Source organism: Shewanella rhizosphaerae (assembly GCF_019457655.1).
Lineage (GTDB): Bacteria > Pseudomonadota > Gammaproteobacteria > Enterobacterales > Shewanellaceae > Shewanella > Shewanella loihica.
Window position 1 is genome coordinate 1,315,055 of sequence record NZ_CP080420.1, and the last position, 20,235, is coordinate 1,335,289.

10 protein-coding genes are annotated in these 20,235 nt (G+C 54.9%); 6 read left to right on the forward strand and 4 right to left on the reverse strand.

From position 1 onward, the window contains the following. Positions 1 to 219: 219 nt before the first annotated feature. Positions 220 to 594 (reverse strand): cytoplasmic protein, encoded by a 375-nt coding sequence (locus tag K0I63_RS05895; protein WP_220082843.1) that lies wholly within the window; start codon positions 592 to 594, stop codon positions 220 to 222. A 466-nt stretch (positions 595 to 1,060) separates the two neighbouring features. On the opposite strand from K0I63_RS05895, the gene K0I63_RS05900 reads away from it, so the two are divergent. Beyond that, a complete protein-coding gene (locus K0I63_RS05900; protein WP_220082844.1) occupies positions 1,061 to 2,218 on the forward strand; it encodes an efflux RND transporter periplasmic adaptor subunit in 1,158 nt (385 codons plus the stop codon). 12 nt (positions 2,219 to 2,230) lie between these two features. Beyond that, complete coding sequence (locus tag K0I63_RS05905) at positions 2,231 to 5,353, forward strand: efflux RND transporter permease subunit (RefSeq protein WP_220082845.1); 3,123 nt, start codon at positions 2,231 to 2,233, stop codon at positions 5,351 to 5,353. 104 nt (positions 5,354 to 5,457) lie between these two features. Here the strand turns inward: K0I63_RS05905 and K0I63_RS05910 are convergent, their stop codons facing one another. From K0I63_RS05910 to yiaY, 3 genes are all read right to left on the reverse strand, one after another. Continuing rightward, positions 5,458 to 6,603: a hypothetical protein gene (locus K0I63_RS05910; protein ID WP_220082846.1), complete on the reverse strand. Its 1,146-nt coding sequence runs from the start codon at positions 6,601 to 6,603 to the stop codon at positions 5,458 to 5,460. Further along, entirely contained in the window at positions 6,600 to 8,618 is a 2,019-nt protein-coding gene (locus K0I63_RS05915; protein ID WP_220082847.1) for a DUF3857 domain-containing transglutaminase family protein, read from the reverse strand. Before K0I63_RS05915 ends, K0I63_RS05910 begins: the two co-directional genes overlap by 4 nt. Before the next feature lie 670 nt (positions 8,619 to 9,288). Beyond that, positions 9,289 to 10,437: an L-threonine dehydrogenase gene (gene yiaY, locus K0I63_RS05920; protein WP_220082848.1), complete on the reverse strand. Its 1,149-nt coding sequence runs from the start codon at positions 10,435 to 10,437 to the stop codon at positions 9,289 to 9,291. Positions 10,438 to 10,952: 515 nt separating this feature from the next. Here yiaY and malQ point away from each other — a divergent pair. The 4 genes from malQ to K0I63_RS05940 are packed head-to-tail and all read left to right on the forward strand — an operon-like array spanning position 10,953 to position 20,234. After that, positions 10,953 to 13,172 carry a 4-alpha-glucanotransferase gene (gene malQ / locus K0I63_RS05925; RefSeq protein WP_220082849.1) on the forward strand — a complete coding sequence of 740 codons (2,220 nt, stop codon included), beginning with the start codon at positions 10,953 to 10,955 and terminating at the stop codon, positions 13,170 to 13,172. Positions 13,173 to 13,219: 47 nt separating this feature from the next. Beyond that, complete coding sequence (gene glgB / locus K0I63_RS05930) at positions 13,220 to 15,535, forward strand: 1,4-alpha-glucan branching protein GlgB (protein ID WP_434086787.1); 2,316 nt, start codon at positions 13,220 to 13,222, stop codon at positions 15,533 to 15,535. Further along, complete coding sequence (gene glgX / locus K0I63_RS05935; protein ID WP_220082850.1) at positions 15,526 to 17,727, forward strand: glycogen debranching protein GlgX; 2,202 nt, start codon at positions 15,526 to 15,528, stop codon at positions 17,725 to 17,727. The genes glgB and glgX overlap by 10 nt, the downstream gene beginning before the upstream one ends. Beyond that, positions 17,724 to 20,234, forward strand: coding sequence for a glycogen/starch/alpha-glucan phosphorylase (locus K0I63_RS05940; protein WP_220082851.1), 2,511 nt, complete (start codon positions 17,724 to 17,726; stop codon positions 20,232 to 20,234). Before glgX ends, K0I63_RS05940 begins: the two co-directional genes overlap by 4 nt. Position 20,235 lies beyond the last annotated feature (1 nt).

The following is a 20,235-nucleotide window of genomic DNA, read 5'->3' on the forward strand; positions in this document are numbered from 1 at the left end:
AGGTGATATTTTGGCAATTAGCCTAAATTGGCGTGATTAAGCGAGTAAAAATAGCGGTTTTGTGTATAAATTATTGTTTTGCAAGTGATGTTGTTTCTACTTTTTGAGATTTTATCTAGTGTTGGTCACATTTTGGTGCGGTGTAAATGTGATCTAGATTGTTTTGCGAGCAGAAAAATGTGAGCCAGATCGAGTGTGTGATCTGGCTCCGGGGGATGGCTACGCGGCAGAGTCGAGCTTAGATAATCTCTGGTGATAGTCTTTGATCAGATGCGCCATGATCTCCTGTACCGAGCTGTCTTTGGTGGCATCGTCCATGAAGATCTTAAAGGTCACTAATACATGGCCATCATTTTTCAGGCGGTCGCTCTGCATCGAGAAGTAGGCACTCTCACCATCGGCTTCTCTGACGATAAAGCCATCTTGTTCGAAGATACGGTGGCCGGATCTGTCGTGCCACTTGGTGATGCGATTCAGGCCGATTTCGCATGACTGATTGAATTCAATATGGTTTTGCCATGTAGTTGGGTGAGCGGGATCCTTAATGTGCGGGCATCTGACTGTATAGTTATAGACATGAGAAATGGCTGTCATAAATTACCTTCCTGATTATGGATACAAGGGCCATCATAGGCACTGCATTTCTTTAGGGTCAACAACTATTCGTCCTGTATTTGCCGATTTACCCGGCCATGGGAGAAGACCCTTGACCTGTTGTAGCACGATAGGATTGGCCATAACCTTGTGCTGTGTCTCATTTTTAAGCCCATTTTGCCATCTGCTTAATAAAGCATCAGCTAATAGACGTTTTTAACCCGAATCGGCCTATTTTGTTCAAACTCACGCTCAGAAAAATCCACTGACCCGCGCTGCTAATCCAAGATGAAAAATTTAAAAAATGCCAAATGAGTCAGTTAATTGGCCTTGCTATTCCTGGTGAAAGCATTAGCTTGTTACTAATATGATAAGCAGTTGTAAATGACGCTGCCCGTCATTCTCATCTGTCTGCCGTCTGATGAAAGTTATCCATGAATTGTCGCTTGGCGCTCTGGAGGCCCTAATGCTTGGTAGAAACGCTTCACCTCTCGCTCGACTCACCCTGTTTAGCGCGGCGCTGCTGCTCGCGGCTTGCGGCAAGGCGCCGGCCCCTGGGCCCGCCGTTATGCCCAGCGTGATAGTTAACACCGCCCAGGTTAAGGAGATCCGCGCCAAGACGGAGATCGTCGGTCGCACCCGGGCATCGGAAGATGTGGTGATCAAGTCGCAGATCCAGGGACAACTCCTTAAGCGCACCTTTGTCGAGGGGGAAGACATAGATGCCGGCGAGCTGCTGTTTGAGATAGACCCCTCCACCTTCGAGGCCGAGCTGGCGCAGCAACAGGCGGTGCTCAAGCAGGCCATCGCCTCTCGCGATGTTGCTGTGATGAACTGGGAGCGTGGCCGTCGCCTGCTACCCGATGGCATGATCAGCGCCCAGGACATGGATGAGCTTACCAGTCGTAAGCTGACCACGGCAGCGGGTGTGGTGCAGGCCGAAGCGGCGGTGAAGGCCGCCGAGTTGCAGCTCAGCTATACCAAGGTTTACGCGCCTATCTCGGGCCGTATCAGCGGCGCCAAGGTGAGCCAGGGGGATATCATCACGCCTCAGTCTGAGCTGGCCAGCCTGGTGCAGTTGCAGCCCATGTGGGTTAACTTCCAGGTTGCCGAGAAGACCATCATCTCCGCCAAACAGAACTTTTCCAAGGCCGCCAAACATGAGGTGAAGATCTCGGATATCGTGATCCGCCTGCGCCTGCCCAACGGCACCATGTTCGACGAGACAGGGTATATCGACTTTATCAGCAATAGGGTCGATGCCGCCACCGGCACCCTGGAGCTCAGGGCCACCTTCAACAATGAGAGCAAGCTGATGCTGCCCGGGCTGTTTGTGACTCTGGTTATCGAGTCCCCCATTAGCGAGCAGGCCATCTTAATTCCACAGGCGGCGGTGCAGGAAGATCAGCAGGGACGTTTCGTCATGGTGCTGGATGGTGACAACAAGGTGCAGAAGCGGGTGGTCGAACTGGGTGACAGATTCGGCGTCGACTGGCGCGTGCTCAGTGGCCTCAACGAGGGTGAACGTATCGTGGTGGATGGTCTGCAGAAGATCCGTCCGGGTATCGAGGTGAAGGCCGTCGAGCAGCAGGCGGTGCCTTTCCAAGAAGCTAACGATGCCTAATCGGGGGTCATTATGATCAGTGAGTTTTTTATTCATAGGCCGAAATTTGCCTTCGTGATCTCAACCGTGCTGACCCTGGTGGGCTCGATCTCCATCCCCATCTTGTCGGTGGCCGAGTTTCCCGAAATTGCGCCGCCTCAGGTGAGCGTTAGCACCAGTTATTCCGGGGCCAGCGCCGACATAGTCAAAGACACCATAGCCCAGCCCATAGAGGCGGAGGTTAACGGTGTCGAGGGGATGCTCTACATGCAGTCCAAGAGCGCCAACGACGGCAGCTACTCCCTCAACGTCACCTTCGATGTGGGCACAGACGCAGACATGGCCCAGGTGAAGGTACAAAACCGGGTGCAGCAGGCGATGCCCAGACTACCCGAGGAGGTGAAACGCCAGGGTGTGAAGGTTGAGAAGCAGAGCCCCAATATCCTCATGGTGGTAAACCTGGTTTCCCCCAACGAGACCTTCGATTCCCTGTTTATTACCAACTATGCTGGCCTTAACGTCAAAGACGCCCTGGCGCGGCAGAATGGTGTCTCTAAGGTGCAGGTGATCGGCGCCCTGGATTACGCCATTCGTATCTGGCTGGATCCCAATCAGATGGCCAGCTTCGGCGTGACCGCCAGTGATGTGATCGCCGCCCTGAGAGAGCAGAATATTCAGGTGGCCGCCGGTCGTATCGGCGCCGCGCCCGTGGATCCTCAGCAGCAGTTTCAATATACCCTGCAGACCAAGGGACGTCTGAAAGACCCCGAGGAATTTGGCCGGGTGATGATCCGCGCCAATCCCGATGGCTCTAAGGTGATCGTCTCAGATGTCGCCCGGGTCGAGCTGGGCTCTCAGACCTATGATGCCCAGGGTAAGCTGAACAACAAACCCTCAGCCATCATCGCCATCTATCAGGCGCCGGACGCCAACGCCCTGGAAGTCGCCAAGGCGATCAAGGCCGAGATGGATACCCTCGCCAGCCGCTTCCCGGACGACCTCGAGTACAAGGTGCTCTATGACACCACAGAATTTGTTGAGACCTCGATCACCGAGGTGGTGCAGACCCTGTTTATTTCGGTCGCCCTTGTGGTGTTTGTGGTCTACATCTTCCTGCAGGATGCGCGTTCGACCCTAGTGCCGGGGATTGCCATTCCCGTCTCCTTGATAGGTACCTTCGCCTTCCTGCTGGCCTTCGGCATGAGCATCAATACCGTCTCCCTGTTCGCGCTTATCTTGGCGATCGGTATCGTGGTGGATGATGCCATTGTGGTGGTGGAGAACGTCACACGCCTGATGGAGGATGAGGGCTTGTCGCCCACCGAGGCGACCTCTAAGGCGATGAAGGAGGTGACGGGCCCCGTTATCGCCACCACCCTGGTGCTGCTGGCGGTGTTTGCCCCCACGGCCGTGATGCCGGGGATCACAGGGCAGATGTATGCCCAGTTCTCTGTGACTATCTGTATCTCAGTGCTTATCTCCTCGGTCAACGCCCTGACCCTGAGTCCGGCCCTGTGCGCTTCCCTGTTGAAGCCACCCAAGAAACATACCCATGGCTTCCACTACCTGTTTAACACCTACTTCGAGCGCTTTACCGGCGGCTATATGAAGCTGGTCTCCTCACTGGTGCGTAAGCTGGTGTTGGTGGGCGTGGCCTATGCCTGTCTGATCGGCGTTACCGGCGGTATCGCCAAGGTATTGCCATCGGGTTTCGTGCCCATGGAGGATAAGAAGGCCTTCATGGTGGATATTCAGCTGCCCGATGGTGCCTCGCTTAACCGCACCGAAGAGGTGATGCGTAACCTGGTCAAGCTGACGCTGGAAGAGCCTGGGGTGGAGAATGTGATCCATGCCAGTGGCTTCAGTATCCTGACCGGCTCAGTCTCCTCTAACGGCGGCCTGATGATCGTGACCCTGTCGGGCTGGGAGGAGCGTGATTCGCCCGATATGGTGGAGGCGGCGATTGTCGCCAAGTTGCAGGCCAAGTATGCCGCCAATCCGTCGGTGAAGGCGATGGCCTTCTCGCTGCCACCTATCCCGGGTGTTGGGAGCGTCGGCGGGTTCGAGTTTGTGCTGCAGGACACCCAAGGGCGTTCGCCCCAGGAGCTGGCCTCTGTGATGCGGGCGCTTATCATGAAGGCCAACGGACAGCCTGAGATCGCCATGGCCTTTAGTAACTTCCGCGCCGATGTGCCGCAGATGTATGTGGATGTGGACAGAGACAAGGCCAAGGCACTGGGGATCTCCTTAAATGAGATCTTCTCCACCATGCAGACCATGCTCGGCTCTATGTATGTCAATGATTTCAACCGCTTCGGTAAGGTGTTTAGGGTGATACTCCAGGCCGAAGGCGAGTTTCGAAATTCCGATAAGGATATCGCCAGCTTCTATGTGCGCTCGGCAAGCGGCGAGATGGTGCCCCTGAGCACACTGGTGAAGGTGACGCCTATCCTAGGGCCTGACGTGATGAACGCCTACAACATGTTCAGCTCGACCACCATCAACGGCTTCCCGGCCCCAGGCTTTAGCTCGGGCGATGCCATCGCCGCCATGGAAAGGGCGGCTCAGGAGACGCTGCCGGCGGGCTACAAGTTTGAGTGGACGGGGCAGACCTATCAAGAGATCAAGGCGGGTAACTTAGCGCCGCTGATCTTCGCCCTGGCGTTGGTGTTTACCTATCTGTTCCTGGTGGCCCAATACGAGAGTTGGAGTATTCCTTTCGCCGTCATGCTGGCGGTGCCCATCGCCATCCTGGGGGCCTTCCTCAACATCTTGTTGGTGGGAAGCGAGCTCAACCTCTATGCCCAGATAGGCCTGGTGCTCTTGATCGGTTTGGCCTGTAAGAACGCCATCCTGATCGTCGAGTTTGCTAAACAGCTGAGGGAAGAGGGTAAGAGTGTTCTGGATGCGGCAGAAACCGCGGCGCGCCTGCGTTTTCGCGCCGTACTCATGACCGCCTTCTCCTTCCTGCTGGGTGTATTACCCTTGGTGATTGCCACCGGCGCCGGCGCAGGAAGTCGTCGCGCCCTGGGTTATTCCGTCTTCGGCGGCATGATGGCGGCGACCCTGGTGGGCACCCTCTTAGTGCCTGTGTTTTACGTCATCATGCAGAAACTGCGCGAGCGCATGAAGGGAGAGAAAGGACAGGGCGTGTAGCACTCATACCATTAAAAAGGCGGCTTAGGCCGCCTTTTTCGTTTACTGCAATATGAAGCTTGAACGGAGGGCACTCCCCAAATGAGTTTGGGGAGTGCTGTCGATTAGAGACGAGAGATCTGTTTGTAGCTTTGGCTATCGAAGAAGGCAGCAACCTTCTGTGGATCCGTTTCGCTAAAGTCTTCCTGGGTTAATTTAACCTTGAACTGTAGCTGAAAGGCCCTAAAGATATGGCTGGCTTCCTGATGATGTTCTAGCTCAATGAGTCGGTTTAGGTAGATAGCATAGGCTAGGGCATCACTAGGATTACTTTGAATATATTTTACAAACTCTTGACGTGCGAAGCTCAAATCATTCTGAGTTAAGGCGTAAAGTATCCCTTCTAGAGAGAAACTGGTTTGTAGATTATTTAAATAGATCAACTCTTGTTGGCGAGTCTGTTGGTACCCTTGGTACTCATCCTTGTGCAGATAATAGTATCCCCAGAAGGCGCCTGTTCTTGGGGCCAATGGCGGTGCATCTTGGTACAGTTTATCGATTGTGGATGAGGATGGATTGTCCACTAATGCTATGGCCGCATAGACAAAGTCATTGAGTAGTGTTGGCTGTTGTTTAATTTTGGTCGGCAGCTTGTCAAAAATCGCCATAACCTCCTGCTCACTCATTTTTCCACCAGTCTGCGCCGCCTTGAGCACCTTCACATAGTCAGATTTGAGTAGCGCCTCGACATTTCTTGTATATGCAAAATAAGCGTCCAGTCCCGAGCTTATGTGATTGATTAGTTGCCAGTTAACAATTTTAAGCTCATGTTTGTCATTGCTTTTATTGTAACGATACTGCATTAGGAACGCGGTCGGGAGCTCGTCAAGATAAGTGCTAAAGACTAAGTTGTCGGCAATGACACCTTCGAAACGCCAGTATTTAGTCGATTTAAGGGTCTTTATAAACTTGGTCGTGAAAAAGCGATAGAATAGTTCCTCTTCTTTGTTGCTTAGGTCTGGATACGCCTGGTGTGCATAGTCTAATAAGGTCTTCTTATCCCACCATTTTTCGGCCAGTGCTGGATTGCTATTAGTGATGTCTTCGGCGATCAATTGTCCCTGCTGAAGAACAAACGCCAGAGAAGATTGTTCTGATTTTGCCTGCTTATTGGGCGTGATACTCCCTTGGCTCTTGGGCGTCGACTGACATCCGCAGAGTAAGAATAGGGAGGCGAAGAGCGAGAAAGCAATTACCTTAGCATGTATCATTGTGCGCCCTCCGAGCCAAGTTGTTGTTGAAGATATTCAATCCCTGGATTGATTGGCTGACTAAAGTCTCCCGTGACGCCGCCACTGTAATAGAGATCGTCGTCTATCTCTCTTAACGCATCGATAAAATCTTTACTCTCTTTAGTGCTCAGGGTTTTCTCATCGATAACCAGCTTATGGCGGCGAACAAATTGTCCGTTGATGTAGGCTTCGGTGGAACGATAGTCTATGCCTTTGCTGCTTATCTGCTTGTCATGTTCACTTATCTGATAGTCGATGTTCTCAGGCATGGAGACCTTGAGTGTCTGTTCGACCGTCACCATGCTAGGTAGGGCCAATGGCTGGCTACGATGTATCACTTTAGGTAGTTCGACGTAGTTTTTAACGTAACTGGCAAATAGGCCGAAATTGAGGGTCTGATTTTGAGGCTGCCAAAAATCACCGATACGGTAGTGCTCAGACAGGATGAGTTCGTTACTCTCATTCTTGATATCAGTAACTTGTGTCGGTGTGGCGAGCTGTATGTCGCGATAGAATTTCGCGTAATAGTTCAGGTAATGCTGCTCGATCTCACTGTGGGACACGCTAGCCAGTTGGTAACGCATGTAGTCTGCTTCGTGGCCCAAATACTTGGTGGTGATGTATAGATCCACCGGCGACTCATAATTTGAAGAGACGTAATGCTGTTCTATTTCGACCCTATCGACCTTGATGTCTGCCTTAGGCATAGCTGTGAGGGATTGGGTCTTTTCATCCAGCACCAGGGCGAAACCGAAGTCGGGTTGGGTGATGGCATTCAACCCAACCGCCTGATGGTTATTGGTGGCGTCGATGAAATATGGTGTTCCATCGTAGCTAAAATAATTGATCACGTGATTGAAAAGCATTGGTGATGCCTGTCGCTCATTCAGCGCTTCACCGCGCTCACTATTGACCAGTGCGGGAGAGCTCTTCACATCTATGGCATCGAACAGGGCAATGAGCAGACTGGCTTTGTCTTTACAGTCTCCATAACGACGTTCGAAGACGGTATTAGGGCTGTGGGGTATATGACTATTCTGACCGATTTCAATCCCAAAATAACGAACATCTTGTTGAACGAAGCGGATGAATTCGGCTATCTGTTCGGTCTTGGTTGAATACTCCTTGGTGACCTCATCGATATAATCTTGTAGTAGCTTGGATCGCTGCTCGGCAAAGTGATAATGGGCTAACGCCCAACGATTAACTTCTGCCCAGGAGCCTGTGCTGCTGACAAAGATCACTGGCGCCCAGAGGTAACTGGCCGGAATACCCTCTTCATATTTATATTTGCCGACATTCGAGAGGTTCCATTCGTAGATTTGGCCATGAACCGAATCACTCGTGGTCGGCTTGCCAATCTTGTTTTCTTGAATATAGAAGGGTTTATCGCTGGCGTTCACTATCCTTAGGTGAAGTTTATCAACCGCAATTTCCCATCCCATTGGGTAGGTGCTGCCAAATTCCTCGCCATAGACGGGGTTTCTTCCTTCGATAGTGTATTGATAACGTACCGTATCACCGACGCGCACATCCTTTAAAACGATAACCGCCGTTGCTAGGCCATTGAAAAGGTCGCTGCTAAGCTCTTGTTCTTGATGAATAACGTCTATTTTGGCGCTATCGAGTCTATCCTGCCAGGAGGATTTTCGCTCCACTTCGAGTGTATGTAGTGTCAACTTCTCGAATTCGGGATTAAAGGTCAGCTCAATTTTCGATAGCTCCTTTACCCCTTCCTGATTGAGGGCTGTCGCGGCAAAGTCTTGATAATACTCGTTACTGTTTGCCGTAAAACGTTCTTGTCGCCCAACCATACGATAATGAATTGGACTCTTGTCTTTATTGAGGCCAATCGAAGCGAGAGGCTGAGGGATGATCCATTGGCTGGTCGGGGCAATGGCTATCTGATAGTCCCCAGATCTTATTGTTTTTGCTTCGCCGTATAGAGAGATGAGGGATAGGTAGCAAACAATGAGTAATTTAATAAGTTTCACGTGGTGATACTCCTTCCATAGATGCTGGCAGAGTATCACAAGTTCGCAACATTAGAAAAATAAGCCTAACTTTCTTTGACTTAAACCATTCTATCCGCTGAAAAGAAAAAGGCTCGCCGGCAATAGTTGCCGACGAGCCTTTTAGCTAGCTGAATCTTTGCAGGGAAAAAGCGAGCTGACACCATTTTATAACACATGTATCCGAAGGGACTAGTCCAAAAGTGTGACATGAAAAGAGTATTTAGCTATTAGTGCTGGATTTTTATGATAAAAACTTCGAAAAGCTGTGTGTTTCTCCGTTAGATGAGTGATTTTGTTTGTATCACGGCCGTTTGCCGAGGCTTTGATTCGGGAGGCTTGATAAAAGTGGCCTTGCTCGACTGAGTGTAAGTCTCGACTGGCTCGCATGTCGAATGGCTAATCGCTAGCCAATAACAAGCGAACTAATAGTAAGCCAACTAGTAACAAGCGACGAATAAAAAGCGTATGAATCGAGAGCTGGCAGAAAAAAAAGCTGTGTGGGCTTAAGGAGCTGCTCGAGCCGAGTCGTGACAAATTACGATTATCACCTCCACTGGAGGTGGTTTAAGGTTGGCAATAAAAAGGCCCACCTGAGGTGGGCCTTGGAATTTCTACTTGCAGGGAGAAATTCGAAACTTGCTAGGTTAGCCTATAGCGCGTTGGTGAAGATCTGGCAGATCTCTTCGTGGGTCGCCTGTTTAGGGTTAGTCAGGCCGCAGGCATCTTTCAGTGCGTTGTCGGCAAGGGTTGGAATATCTTCCGCCTTCACGCCCAGTTTGGTGAGGTTCTCTGGGATCTTCACCGCGACAGACAGCGCCTTGATCGCATCGATTGCGGCCGTTGCGCCTTGCTCGTCAGTCATGGCGCTGACATCGACCCCCATCGCCTTGGCAACATCTTTAAGACGCGGCGCGGCAACCTGTGCGTTGTAGGCCTGAACGTGTGGCAGTAGCAGAGCGTTACAGACACCGTGTGGCAGGTCATAGAAACCGCCTAACTGGTGCGCCATGGCGTGTACATAACCCAGGCTGGCGTTGTTAAAGGCCATACCCGCCAGGAACTGAGCGTAAGCCATCTGATCGCGGGCCTCCAGGCTCTGACCATTCTCAACCGCTTCCACCAGGTTACCCTTGATAAGCTCGATCGCCTTGATGGCGCAGGCATCTGTGATAGGGTTGGCTGCGATAGAGACATAGGCCTCGATGGCGTGTGTTAGGGCGTCCATACCGGTCGCGGCGGTCAGGCCGGCAGGCTTGAGCAGCATAAGCTCAGGATCGTTCACCGACAGGATAGGTGTGGTGTGCTTGTCGACGATCGCCATCTTGATGTGACGGGTTTCGTCTGTGATGATGCAGAAACGTGTCATCTCACTGGCAGTACCGGCTGTGGTGTTGATGGCGACCAGCGGCAGTTGTGGCTTAGCCGACATATCCAGGCCTTCATAGTCCTTGATGTTGCCGCCGTTGGTGGCAACTAGGGCGATACCCTTGGCGCAGTCGTGTGGTGAGCCGCCGCCCAGTGATACCACGAAGTCACAGTCATTCGCCTTGAGCAGCGCCAGACCCGCCTCGACATTGCCTACTGTTGGGTTAGGTTGCACGCCATCGAAGATAGTCGATGTGATGCCCGCCGCGCCAAACTTCTCGACGATCTGACCAACCAGGCCGATCTCTACCAGTGGCTTGTCGGTGACGATCAGCGCGCGCTGAAAGCCTAAGGTTTTAATATCACCAATTGCGTCGTCAACAGCATTTTGTCCCAATACGTTGACTGATGGGATAAAAAATTTAGCAGCCATAAAATCACCTTTTTTATGCTTAAAGTTAAAAGTTGTTATCTTTTCTGGTAACTAAAGTACCAACGCGGTTATCGCAAAGGTGTGATCTTCCTCATAATTAGCGGCTATCCAGTCGAAAGCATGGCAAAAACTTAGATCAATACGACTAAATTTGTAAATTTATGACAAATACGAAATTTGACTGATTTTCAATTTCGAAAATCTATCACGGCAACTTTCATAAGTTGAAATTGACTCGTTGAGGCCAAATCACCCGACAATCAGCTGTTTATTTTCTGTGCATCGAATTAGGTCGTCTGCACAATATTTGTGCAGGGTGATTTTCGTCAAACGCCTGAGCGTCCAGTCAGCTCGTCTGTCTTACTCGAAAAGATTGCTTTGCAAGCTATTGATTTTTAAGCTTAAAAATGGTTCATCTGATTGACATAAATCTGTCGTCAAGCTGTTACCTGTGCTTGGCATGTTTACTGCTCAAGGAAATAGGGCAGTTTGACTGACTAGCAGGGAAATGGGCGATGGGCTTAGAAAAGTTACTCTATTTGCAGGGCGTCGGCGCCAGCTATAGCGATTACTCGGGACGCCTGGTGCACCATAGCCAGGCCGAGCGCTTAGGGCTCCTCGCTTGTCTGCTGGCTAACTGCACTCAGCCCAAGTTTCATCTGGATGATCTCAGCCCAGATGGTTTCGTCGCCGCCAATGGTGAGGCGATTGAAAAGCGTAATTTCGACCTCGATGTCGCGCCCTGGCAACGCCCGTTGGCAACCTTTCAATTTGCCTGTCTGACTGAGCCAAGTTTTATCTTATCGCTGCCAGCCGAGATGCAGCCCGACCTTAGCGTGCGCATCCTCACCGAAGGCGGCACTCAGCTCGAGATGAGTATACCTTTTGCGGCGCTGGAGCGGGTGGGCGACTATTATTGTGAGCCCCACCTCTATTACCGCTATAAGGTATCCATCGCGCCTTACCTGATTCAGGGCCAATCCCTCCCCATGGGCTATCACAAGCTGTCGGTGATTTTCAGTAAAGCCGCCGTTGATGCCGGCGTTTTAGATTGGCAAACCGAGGGCCATCACGGCACCTGGTTACTGGCGCCGCCCAAGGCTAAACAGCTACGGGAGACGGATAAACCTTGGGGGGTGAGTATTGCCCTCTATAGCCTGCGCAGCGACAGTCAGTGGGGCATAGGGGACTTTGGCGATCTGGGGGCTTTGATCGCCTGGCTCGGGGGTTATGGCTGCGACTTTATTCAGCTCAATCCGCTCCATGCCCTGGGGGACTCCTTCAATCTGGAAGAGGCTTATATCAGTCCCTACAGCCCGAGCGACAGACGCAGGCTCAACCCCCTCTATATTCATATCGAGTCTGTGCCCGAGGCCAATGAGATAGCGCCGCTGCTGCAAACCCTCGCCCTGGATCGCGAGCGTCTCAACCGCGACAACTGGCTCGATTATCCCAAGCTCACCCAGCTCAAGTATCGCCTCTTTGTCGCCCTCTATCAGGTGTTTAGCCATGATGTGCTGGGTAGCGGTGGGCCGCGCGAGCAGGCCTTCATGCAGTTTGTGGCCCAGGAAGGGGAGGCGCTGAGCAGTTTCTGCCAGCTGGAGGCAGACAAGGCCCAAGCTCAGGGAGAGCAAATGGCCGCAGATCCCCAGTTGCATAGTTACTTGCAGTTTGTTGCCCACGAGCAGCTGATCGCCTGTCAGCATCAGGCGCTCGCGGCGGGCATGAGCATTGGCCTTATCGGTGATATGGCGGTTGGCGTGCGTGGCGATGGCGCCGAAGTCCACCACAATCGAGACGCCTATTGCCAGCAGGCCAGCATAGGTGCGCCGCCGGATGATTTTGCCCCCAAGGGGCAGAACTGGGGCCTGACGCCGCCGGATCCTATCGCCATGGCCCAGTCGGGCTTTAGCCATTTTATTGCCCTGATCCGCAGCAACATGCGCTACTACGGCGCCCTCAGGCTAGATCATGTGATGGCGCTGCTGCGTCTCTGGTGGTGGCCGAGTGAACCCCAGGAGGCTCCCGGGGCCTATGTGTACTACCCCATAGATACTCTGCTGGCGATCGTGCGCCTTGAGAGCATGCGCAGCAACTGTGTGGTAATAGGCGAAGATCTCGGCATAGTGCCGGACGAGGTGCGCGCCAAGCTCTGCGATGGCGGCATCTATGCCAACGAACTCTTCTATTTCTGCAAGCAGGGCGAGGCCTTCAAGTCGCCACAAGATCACAGGGCCGACAGCCTGATGATGCTGGCCAACCATGACGTGCCTACGCTACTGGCCTGGTGGTCCCAGAGTGACCTGCATCTTAAGCGTCAACTGGAACTTCTCGAAAGTGACCAGGCGCTAGAGCAAGCCCTGGAGCGACGTGACGGCGAGCGCCAGCAGTTGCTGGCCTGGCTCGAAGCCAACGACGAAACCGCCTCGCTGGAGGAAGATTATCTGCTCCTGCTCAGCGCCTGGGTGACGGTGGCGGCACGTTCCCACTCGCGCCTATTTAGCGTGCAGCTGGCGGATCTCTGCTGCGAGCGACACGGGGTCAACATCCCCGGCACCTGGCAGGAATATGCCAACTGGCAGCGACGACTGCCCTATAGCCTGACCAGCCTGAGACAGTCGCCCTCGATCAAGCGCCTGCTACGTCGCATCGTCGAGGGGCGCAGCTCGGCCGAGGCCAGCGATCAATTTTGCCGGGCAGACGAGCGTCTTCGTCAGCCTGTTTTCAGCCGATGACACAGCTATGACACTCCTATGAAACAGACAAGCAAAGGGATAACCAGATGACTAAGCAGATACCAGTGCAGACACCAGCGCAGACATCAGTGATTGCGCAGACACCACTGATAGCGCCAAGTGAAATTGAAGCCCTGCTGGCTGCCGACTACGTGGATATCTTCGCCTTGCTCGGTATGCATGCCATCGAGATGGCTCCGGTCACTAAGTCTAGTAAGGGCATCAAGGAGGCTAAGGCGGTAAGCATGGTTAAACGCCTGGTGGTGCGCTGTTTTCTGCCGGGGGCCGAGCGTGTCGAGCTGATCGCCAAGCAAGATGGCCGCAAGGTGGCCGAGTTGGACAAGTGCCACGATGAGGGGATCTTCGCCGGACTCGCCGGGCGGCGCATCAACCCCTTCGAGTATCGCCTGCGGGTGCATTATCCCTTTAGCGTCGAGGAGCGCAGCGATCCTTACCAATATGCCAGCCTGCTGAGTGATGAGGGGCTGTACCTCTTTAGCGAGGGGCGTCAAGAGCAGGCCTATCGTTTCATGGGGGCCAACTGGCGTGAGGTCGATGGGGTGAGCGGCGTGCAGTTTTGTGTCTGGGCGCCCAATGCCAAGCGGGTCTCCTTGGTGCACGATGCTATCGACTGGGACGGCAGACGACAGGTGATGCGCCACCATCCGGCCAATGGCGTGTGGGAGATCTTCATTCCCTCGATGAAGGCGCTGACCCACTATAAATATGAGATTGTCACCCAGGAGGGAGAACGAGTGCTCAAGGCCGATCCCTTCGGCCGCGCCATGCAGGGCGCCCCGGGTAACGCCTCAATCGTACCGCCTCAACTTGATTATGCCTGGCAGGATAAGCGCTGGCTGGCGAAACGGGCCAAGCAGAGCTGGCACGATCAGCCCATCTCCATCTATGAGGTGCATCTTGGATCTTGGCGTCGCCAGGGGGAAAACGGCGAGCAGTACCTCAGCTATAGTCAGCTCATCGATCAGCTGATCCCCTATGTGGTCGAGATGGGCTACACCCATCTGCAACTGATGCCTCTGTGCGAATATCCTTTCGACGGCTCCTGGGGTTATCAACCTGTGGGTCTGTTTGCACCGACCCACAGATTCGGCCAGCCCCATGAGCTTAAGGCCTTCGTCGATGCCTGTCATCAGGCGGGCATAGGGGTGATCCTCGACTGGGTCGCGGCGCATTTCCCCAAGGATCCCCATGGGCTGACCCGCTTCGACGGCTCCTGCCTCTATGAACATGAGGATCCCCGTCAGGGAGAGCATCCAGATTGGGACACCCTTATCTACAACTATGGCCGCGGCGAGGTGCAGAGCTATCTGCTCAGCAACGCCCACTACTGGCTGCAGGAGTTTCATTTAGATGGCCTGCGCCTGGACGCCGTCTCTTCCATGCTCTATCTCGACTACAGCAGAGAGCCCCATCAGTGGCTGCCTAACGCCCATGGCGGGCGCGAGAATCTGGATGCCATCGCCTTCTTGCAGGATCTCAACACGCGCCTCTACCAAGGCTTTCCCGGCATCATGATGATCGCCGAAGAGTCCACCGCCTGGCCCGGCGTCACCAAGCGGGTCGATGACGGCGGCCTGGGCTTCGGCTTTAAGTGGAACATGGGTTGGATGAACGACAGCCTGAGCTATATCGGCCGGGACCCCATCCATCGCAGCCATCATCATAACGAGTTGACCTTCAGCCTGATGTACTGCTTCACCGAGCAGTTCATCCTGTCGTTGAGCCATGATGAGGTGGTGCATGGCAAGGGCTCCTTGCTGCATAAGATCCCCGGCGACGACTGGCAGAAGTTTGCCACCCTGCGGGCCTATCTGGGGTTCATGTGGGGGCATCCGGGTAAGAAGCTGCTCTTCATGGGCGCAGATTTTGCCCAGCGCGACGAGTGGGATCATCAGCATAGCCTCGACTGGCACCTGCTGGCGTTCGAGCCCCACCAGGGGATGCAGCGCTGGGTGAAAGATCTCAACAGCCTCTATCGTCAGAGCGTTGCCCTCTATGGCGACGATCACCACGGCGAGGGCTTTAGTTGGCTCGACTGCGATAATGCCAGCGCCGGCGTGCTGAGTTTTATCCGCCAGAGCGGCGACAAGCAGCTGATCTTTATTGTTAATATGACCCCAGAGGTCTACCGCGAGTTTCGCATCGGCCTGCCGCAGCCCGGCCGCTACCATGAGCGCCTCAACAGCGACAGCCACTACTATGGCGGCAGCGACGTGGGCAATCAGGGGGTTATCCACACCGAGCCAGAGGCCTATCAGGGCCAGGCTCAGAGTGCCTGCATCAGCGTGCCGCCGCTGGCCTGTCTGGTGCTGGAACTGGATGAGAGTGTGTCATGCGACTGACCCACGGCAAGCCTTATCCCTTGGGGGCAACCTTAGATAGCGAGGGGGTGAACTTCGCGCTGTTTTCCGCCCACGCCACTGCCGTCTACCTCTGTCTGTTTGACGAGGAGGATAGGGAGGTGGCCAGGCTACGCCTCGAGCGTCAGTCCCAGCAGATCTGGCACGGCCATGTGTCTGGGCTCAGGGCGGGTTGCCGCTACGGCTACCGGGTCGATGGCCCCTATCAGCCCTTGATTGGCCACAGATTTAATGTCAACAAGCTGCTGCTGGACCCCTATGCCAGGCGCCTGAGTGGCGCCATCGAAGATCATAAATCCCACTACGGCTATCAGTTTGGTCACGAGCAGGAAGACTTAAGTTTTTGCGAGCTGGATAACGCCGAGCGGATGCCCAAGTGTGTGGTGGTGGATCTCGACAACCTTAGGCCCATAACGCCCCTAGTGAATCCCTTCGATCAGAGTGACAGCCCGCTGTCCCTGCGTCGCAGCGTGATCTACGAGCTGCATGTGAAGGGCTTTAGCCAGCAAAATCCCGAGGTGGCCAGTGAGCGTCGTGGCCGCTTCGCTGGCCTTGGCGACCCTGCTAGCCTGCAGTACCTGAAAAGCCTCGGGGTCACAGCCGTCGAGCTTCTGCCCGTGCAGCAGTTTGTTACCGAGGCCTTCCTGCAACAGAAGGGGCTGACCAACTACTGGGGCTATAACACCATAGGCTATTTCGCGCCCCATCAGGCCTACCTAAGCGAGTCAATAAGCGAGTCTGAGGGCGATGGAGCGATAGAGGAGTTTCGCGACATGGTCAGCGCCCTGCACGGCGCCGGCATAGAGGTGATCCTGGATGTGGTCTACAACCATAGCGCCGAGGGCAATCGTCTCGGGCCCACCTACAGCTTTAAGGGGATAGACAACCTCAGCTACTACCGTCTCCACCCCAGCGAGCCGCGCTACTACATCAATGATACCGGCTGTGGCAACACCCTCAACTTGTCCCATCCCAGAGTGTTGCAGTTGGTGATGGACTCGCTGCGCTACTGGGTCGAGGTAATGGGAGTCGACGGCTTCAGGTTCGATCTGGCCAGCACCCTGGGGCGGGAGGACCACGGCTTCGATGTCGGTTCCGGCTTCTTCGATGCCATCAGCCAGGATCCTGTGCTCAGCCGGGTGCGTCTCATCGCCGAGCCCTGGGACATAGGCCCTGGTGGCTATCAGCTGGGGCAGTTCCCCATCGGCTGGAGCGAGTGGAACGACAGGTATCGCGATACGGTGCGCCGCTTCTGGCGCGGCGATGCCGGCATGTTGCCCGAGTTCGCCACCCGTTTTCATGGATCCAGCGATCTGTTCGAACACGCCGGGCGCAAGCCCGCCGCCAGCATCAATTTTATCACCAGCCATGACGGCTTTACCCTGATGGATCTGGTGAGCTATCGCCACAAGCACAATCAGGCTAACGGCGAGCAGAATCGCGACGGCCACAATGAGAACTACAGCGACAACTATGGCCACGAGGGCCAAAGCGACGAGCTGGCGCTCACCGCACTGCGTGCCCGCCAGAGCCGCAACATGCTCACCACACTGTTTATGTCTCAGGGGGTGCCCATGCTGCTGGCCGGCGATGAGGTGGGTCATAGCCAGCTGGGCAACAACAACGCCTATTGCCAGGACAACCCCGCCAGCTGGCTCGATTGGCGCATAGATATCGACAGCGACGAACTGCTGAGTTTCACCACTAACCTCATCAAGCTGCGCCGCCGCTTCCCCATGCTGTGCCACAGAGACTATATCCACGAGAGCGCCAACCATACCTCCCCAGGCCTCGACTGGTTCTGTAGGCAGGGCGAGCCCATGACCAAGGCCCACTGGGGCGAGGCGCAGACCCGCACCCTTAGCCTTGTGATCAGCGGCGAGTTGGAGGCCCAGGCCGGGTGCCGTCAGGCGCTGCTGCTGATGTTTAATGCCGATAACAGGACTCAGCAGTTCACCCTGCCGAGCCTCGAGGGGATAGTGCAGTGGCAGTGTCTGCTCAGTACCCAAGACAGCCCCCAGTATGGCGAGTCCGCCAGCTATCAGGCCTTGCTGCAAGGCGCCAGTCTGGTGCTACAGGACCGTAGCCTGATGATCTATTACGCCCAATTTACCTCGTCCGCAGGAGAGCCCTCAGCGAGAGAAATGCCCTCGGCAAAAGGAGAGTCTAGATGAGTTCGACAGCTAAGCCGGTGAAGTCCACTAAAACGAGTAAGACTAGCAGCAAGCCTGTGGTAAAGGTCGAAGCCAAGGCCGACAGCCTTATCTGCGATCCCTGTGAGACCCTGGGGGCCTGTTTCGAGCGTCATATCGACAAGAGCCTGACCCCCAAGGAGCGTGACGAGCAGGCGCTATTCTACGCCTTCGCCATGAGCGTGAAAGATCAGATGCTGCCCAAGTGGCGCGCCACCCGCCAGCTGGATCGCGACACGGGCAACAAGAAGGTCGCCTATCTGTCGCTGGAGTTCCTCATGGGGCGGGCCCTTGGCAATGCGCTGCTGAATCTGGATATGAACGACGAGAGCACCCAAGTATTGAAAGACTATGCGGTGGTGCTGGAGACCCTGGAGGCCCAGGAGCATGACGCCGGGCTGGGCAACGGCGGCCTGGGACGCCTGGCGGCTTGCTTCCTCGACAGCTGCGCCAGCCTGGATCTCAATGTCACCGGCTACGGCATAAGGTATGAGTACGGCATGTTCGCCCAGAAACTGTGCGACGGCTATCAGGTGGAGCGCCCCGACCGCTGGCTCAGGGACGGTAATCCCTGGGAGGTGAGGGTGCCAAGCCACAACGTAACTGTGCCTTTCTTCGGCCATACCGAGTCCTATATCGACCGCGACGGTAAGCGCCAATACACCTGGGTGGAGACTCAGGATGTGCTGGCGGTGGCCTACGACATCCCTGTGCCCGGCTATCGGAACGAGCGGATAAACACCCTCAGACTGTGGAAGTCTGAGGCCACCGACGATTTCGATCTCGAGGAGTTTAACCAGGGGGATTATACCGAGGCGGTGGCCCGCAAGAACCTGGCGGAGCAGATCACCATGGTGCTCTATCCCAATGACGCCAGCGAGAACGGCAAGGAGTTGAGGCTGCGCCAGCAATATTTTCTTTCCTCTGCCAGCCTGCAGGATCTGCTCAATACCTGGGTGAGCCAGCGCGGCCCCGACTTTAGGGATTTTGCCCGCCAGCATGTGATGCAGCTTAACGACACTCACCCCAGCGTGGCGATCCCCGAGTTGATGCGCCTCTTGATGGACAAGTATGGTCTGTCCTGGGATCAGGCCTGGGATATCACCAGCCAGACCATGGCCTACACCAACCACACCCTGCTGCCCGAGGCGCTGGAGCGTTGGCCGGTGCGAATGTTCGCCCACATGCTGCCCAGGCTGCTGGATATCATCTATGAGATCAACGCCCGCTACCTAGACATGGTGGCTCACCATTGGCCGGGGGATGGCGACAAGTTGCGAGCCATGTCGATCATCGAAGAGGGCGATGAGCCCCATATCCGCATGGCTTACCTGGCGATCGTCGCCAGCTTCTCGGTGAACGGCGTCGCCGGGCTGCATACTCAGCTGTTAACCTCTGGCCTGTTTAAGGACTTCTATGCCTTGTGGCCCGAGAAGTTCAACAACAAGACCAACGGCGTGACCCCGAGACGCTGGCTGGCTCAGAGTAACCCGGCGCTGGCCGAGCTGCTGGGCAAGCGATTGGGCGAAGGCTGGGTGAAAGATCTTAGCCGTCTCAGCGCGCTCAATGCCTTCACCGATGACGAGGGGCTGCTCAAGGCCTGGCAGGAGGTCAAGCATGGCAACAAGCAACAGCTGGCCGAGCTGGTGGAGCAGGAGTGCGACGTTCGCTTCGACCCTAAGATGATGTTCGATGTGCAGGTGAAACGCATTCACGAATATAAGCGTCAGCTGCTCAATATCCTGCATGTGATCCACCTTTATCACCAGATCCAGCAGGGTAAGCTGACGGATATCACCCCTAGGTGCGTGCTGATCGGCGGCAAGGCGGCCCCTGGCTATGCCATGGCCAAGCTGTTGATTAAGCTCGCTAACAATGTGGCCCACATGGTCAACTCGGATCCCCTGGTGACGCCTTATCTGCGTTTCGCCTTCTACCCCAACTATAACGTCAGCGCCATGGAACGGATCTGCCCGGCGACGGATCTCTCCGAGCAGATCTCTACCGCCGGCAAGGAGGCCTCGGGCACCGGCAACATGAAGTTTATGATGAACGGCGCCCTCACCATAGGCACCCTGGATGGCGCCAATATCGAGATGCTCGAAGAGGTGGGCGAAGATAACTTCTTCCTCTTCGGCCTGAGGGCCGACGAGGTGGAGGCGTTGAGGCCCCACTACGATCCCCAGCACTTTATCGCCAAGTCACAGGCGCTGAGCGAGGTGATGAGCCTGCTGGAAAGTGGTCACTTTAACCTGCTGGAGCCGGGGATCTTCGACCCCATCATCAACAGCATACGTTGTCCTCGGGATCCTTGGATGACCGCCGCCGATTTCGAGTCTTACCGACTCGCCCAGGTACAGGCGGCCAAGGCCTACCGGGATCCCCACCATTGGACACAGATGAGCATACGCAATACCGCCGCCAGTGGTCGCTTCTCCAGCGATGTCACCATTGGTCAATATCGAGACGAGATCTGGGGGATAGCCTAAT

Coding starts and splice junctions, on each gene's coding strand:
- K0I63_RS05940 (WP_220082851.1), top strand. CDS start 17,724: ATGAGTTCGACAGCTAAGCCGGTGAAGTCCACTAAAACGAGTAAGACT.
- K0I63_RS05910 (WP_220082846.1), bottom strand. CDS start 6,603: ATGATACATGCTAAGGTAATTGCTTTCTCGCTCTTCGCCTCCCTATTC.
- K0I63_RS05905 (WP_220082845.1), top strand. CDS start 2,231: ATGATCAGTGAGTTTTTTATTCATAGGCCGAAATTTGCCTTCGTGATC.
- glgX (WP_220082850.1), top strand. CDS start 15,526: ATGCGACTGACCCACGGCAAGCCTTATCCCTTGGGGGCAACCTTAGAT.
- yiaY (WP_220082848.1), bottom strand. CDS start 10,437: ATGGCTGCTAAATTTTTTATCCCATCAGTCAACGTATTGGGACAAAAT.
- K0I63_RS05900 (WP_220082844.1), top strand. CDS start 1,061: ATGCTTGGTAGAAACGCTTCACCTCTCGCTCGACTCACCCTGTTTAGC.
- glgB (WP_434086787.1), top strand. CDS start 13,220: ATGACTAAGCAGATACCAGTGCAGACACCAGCGCAGACATCAGTGATT.
- malQ (WP_220082849.1), top strand. CDS start 10,953: ATGGGCTTAGAAAAGTTACTCTATTTGCAGGGCGTCGGCGCCAGCTAT.
- K0I63_RS05895 (WP_220082843.1), bottom strand. CDS start 594: ATGACAGCCATTTCTCATGTCTATAACTATACAGTCAGATGCCCGCAC.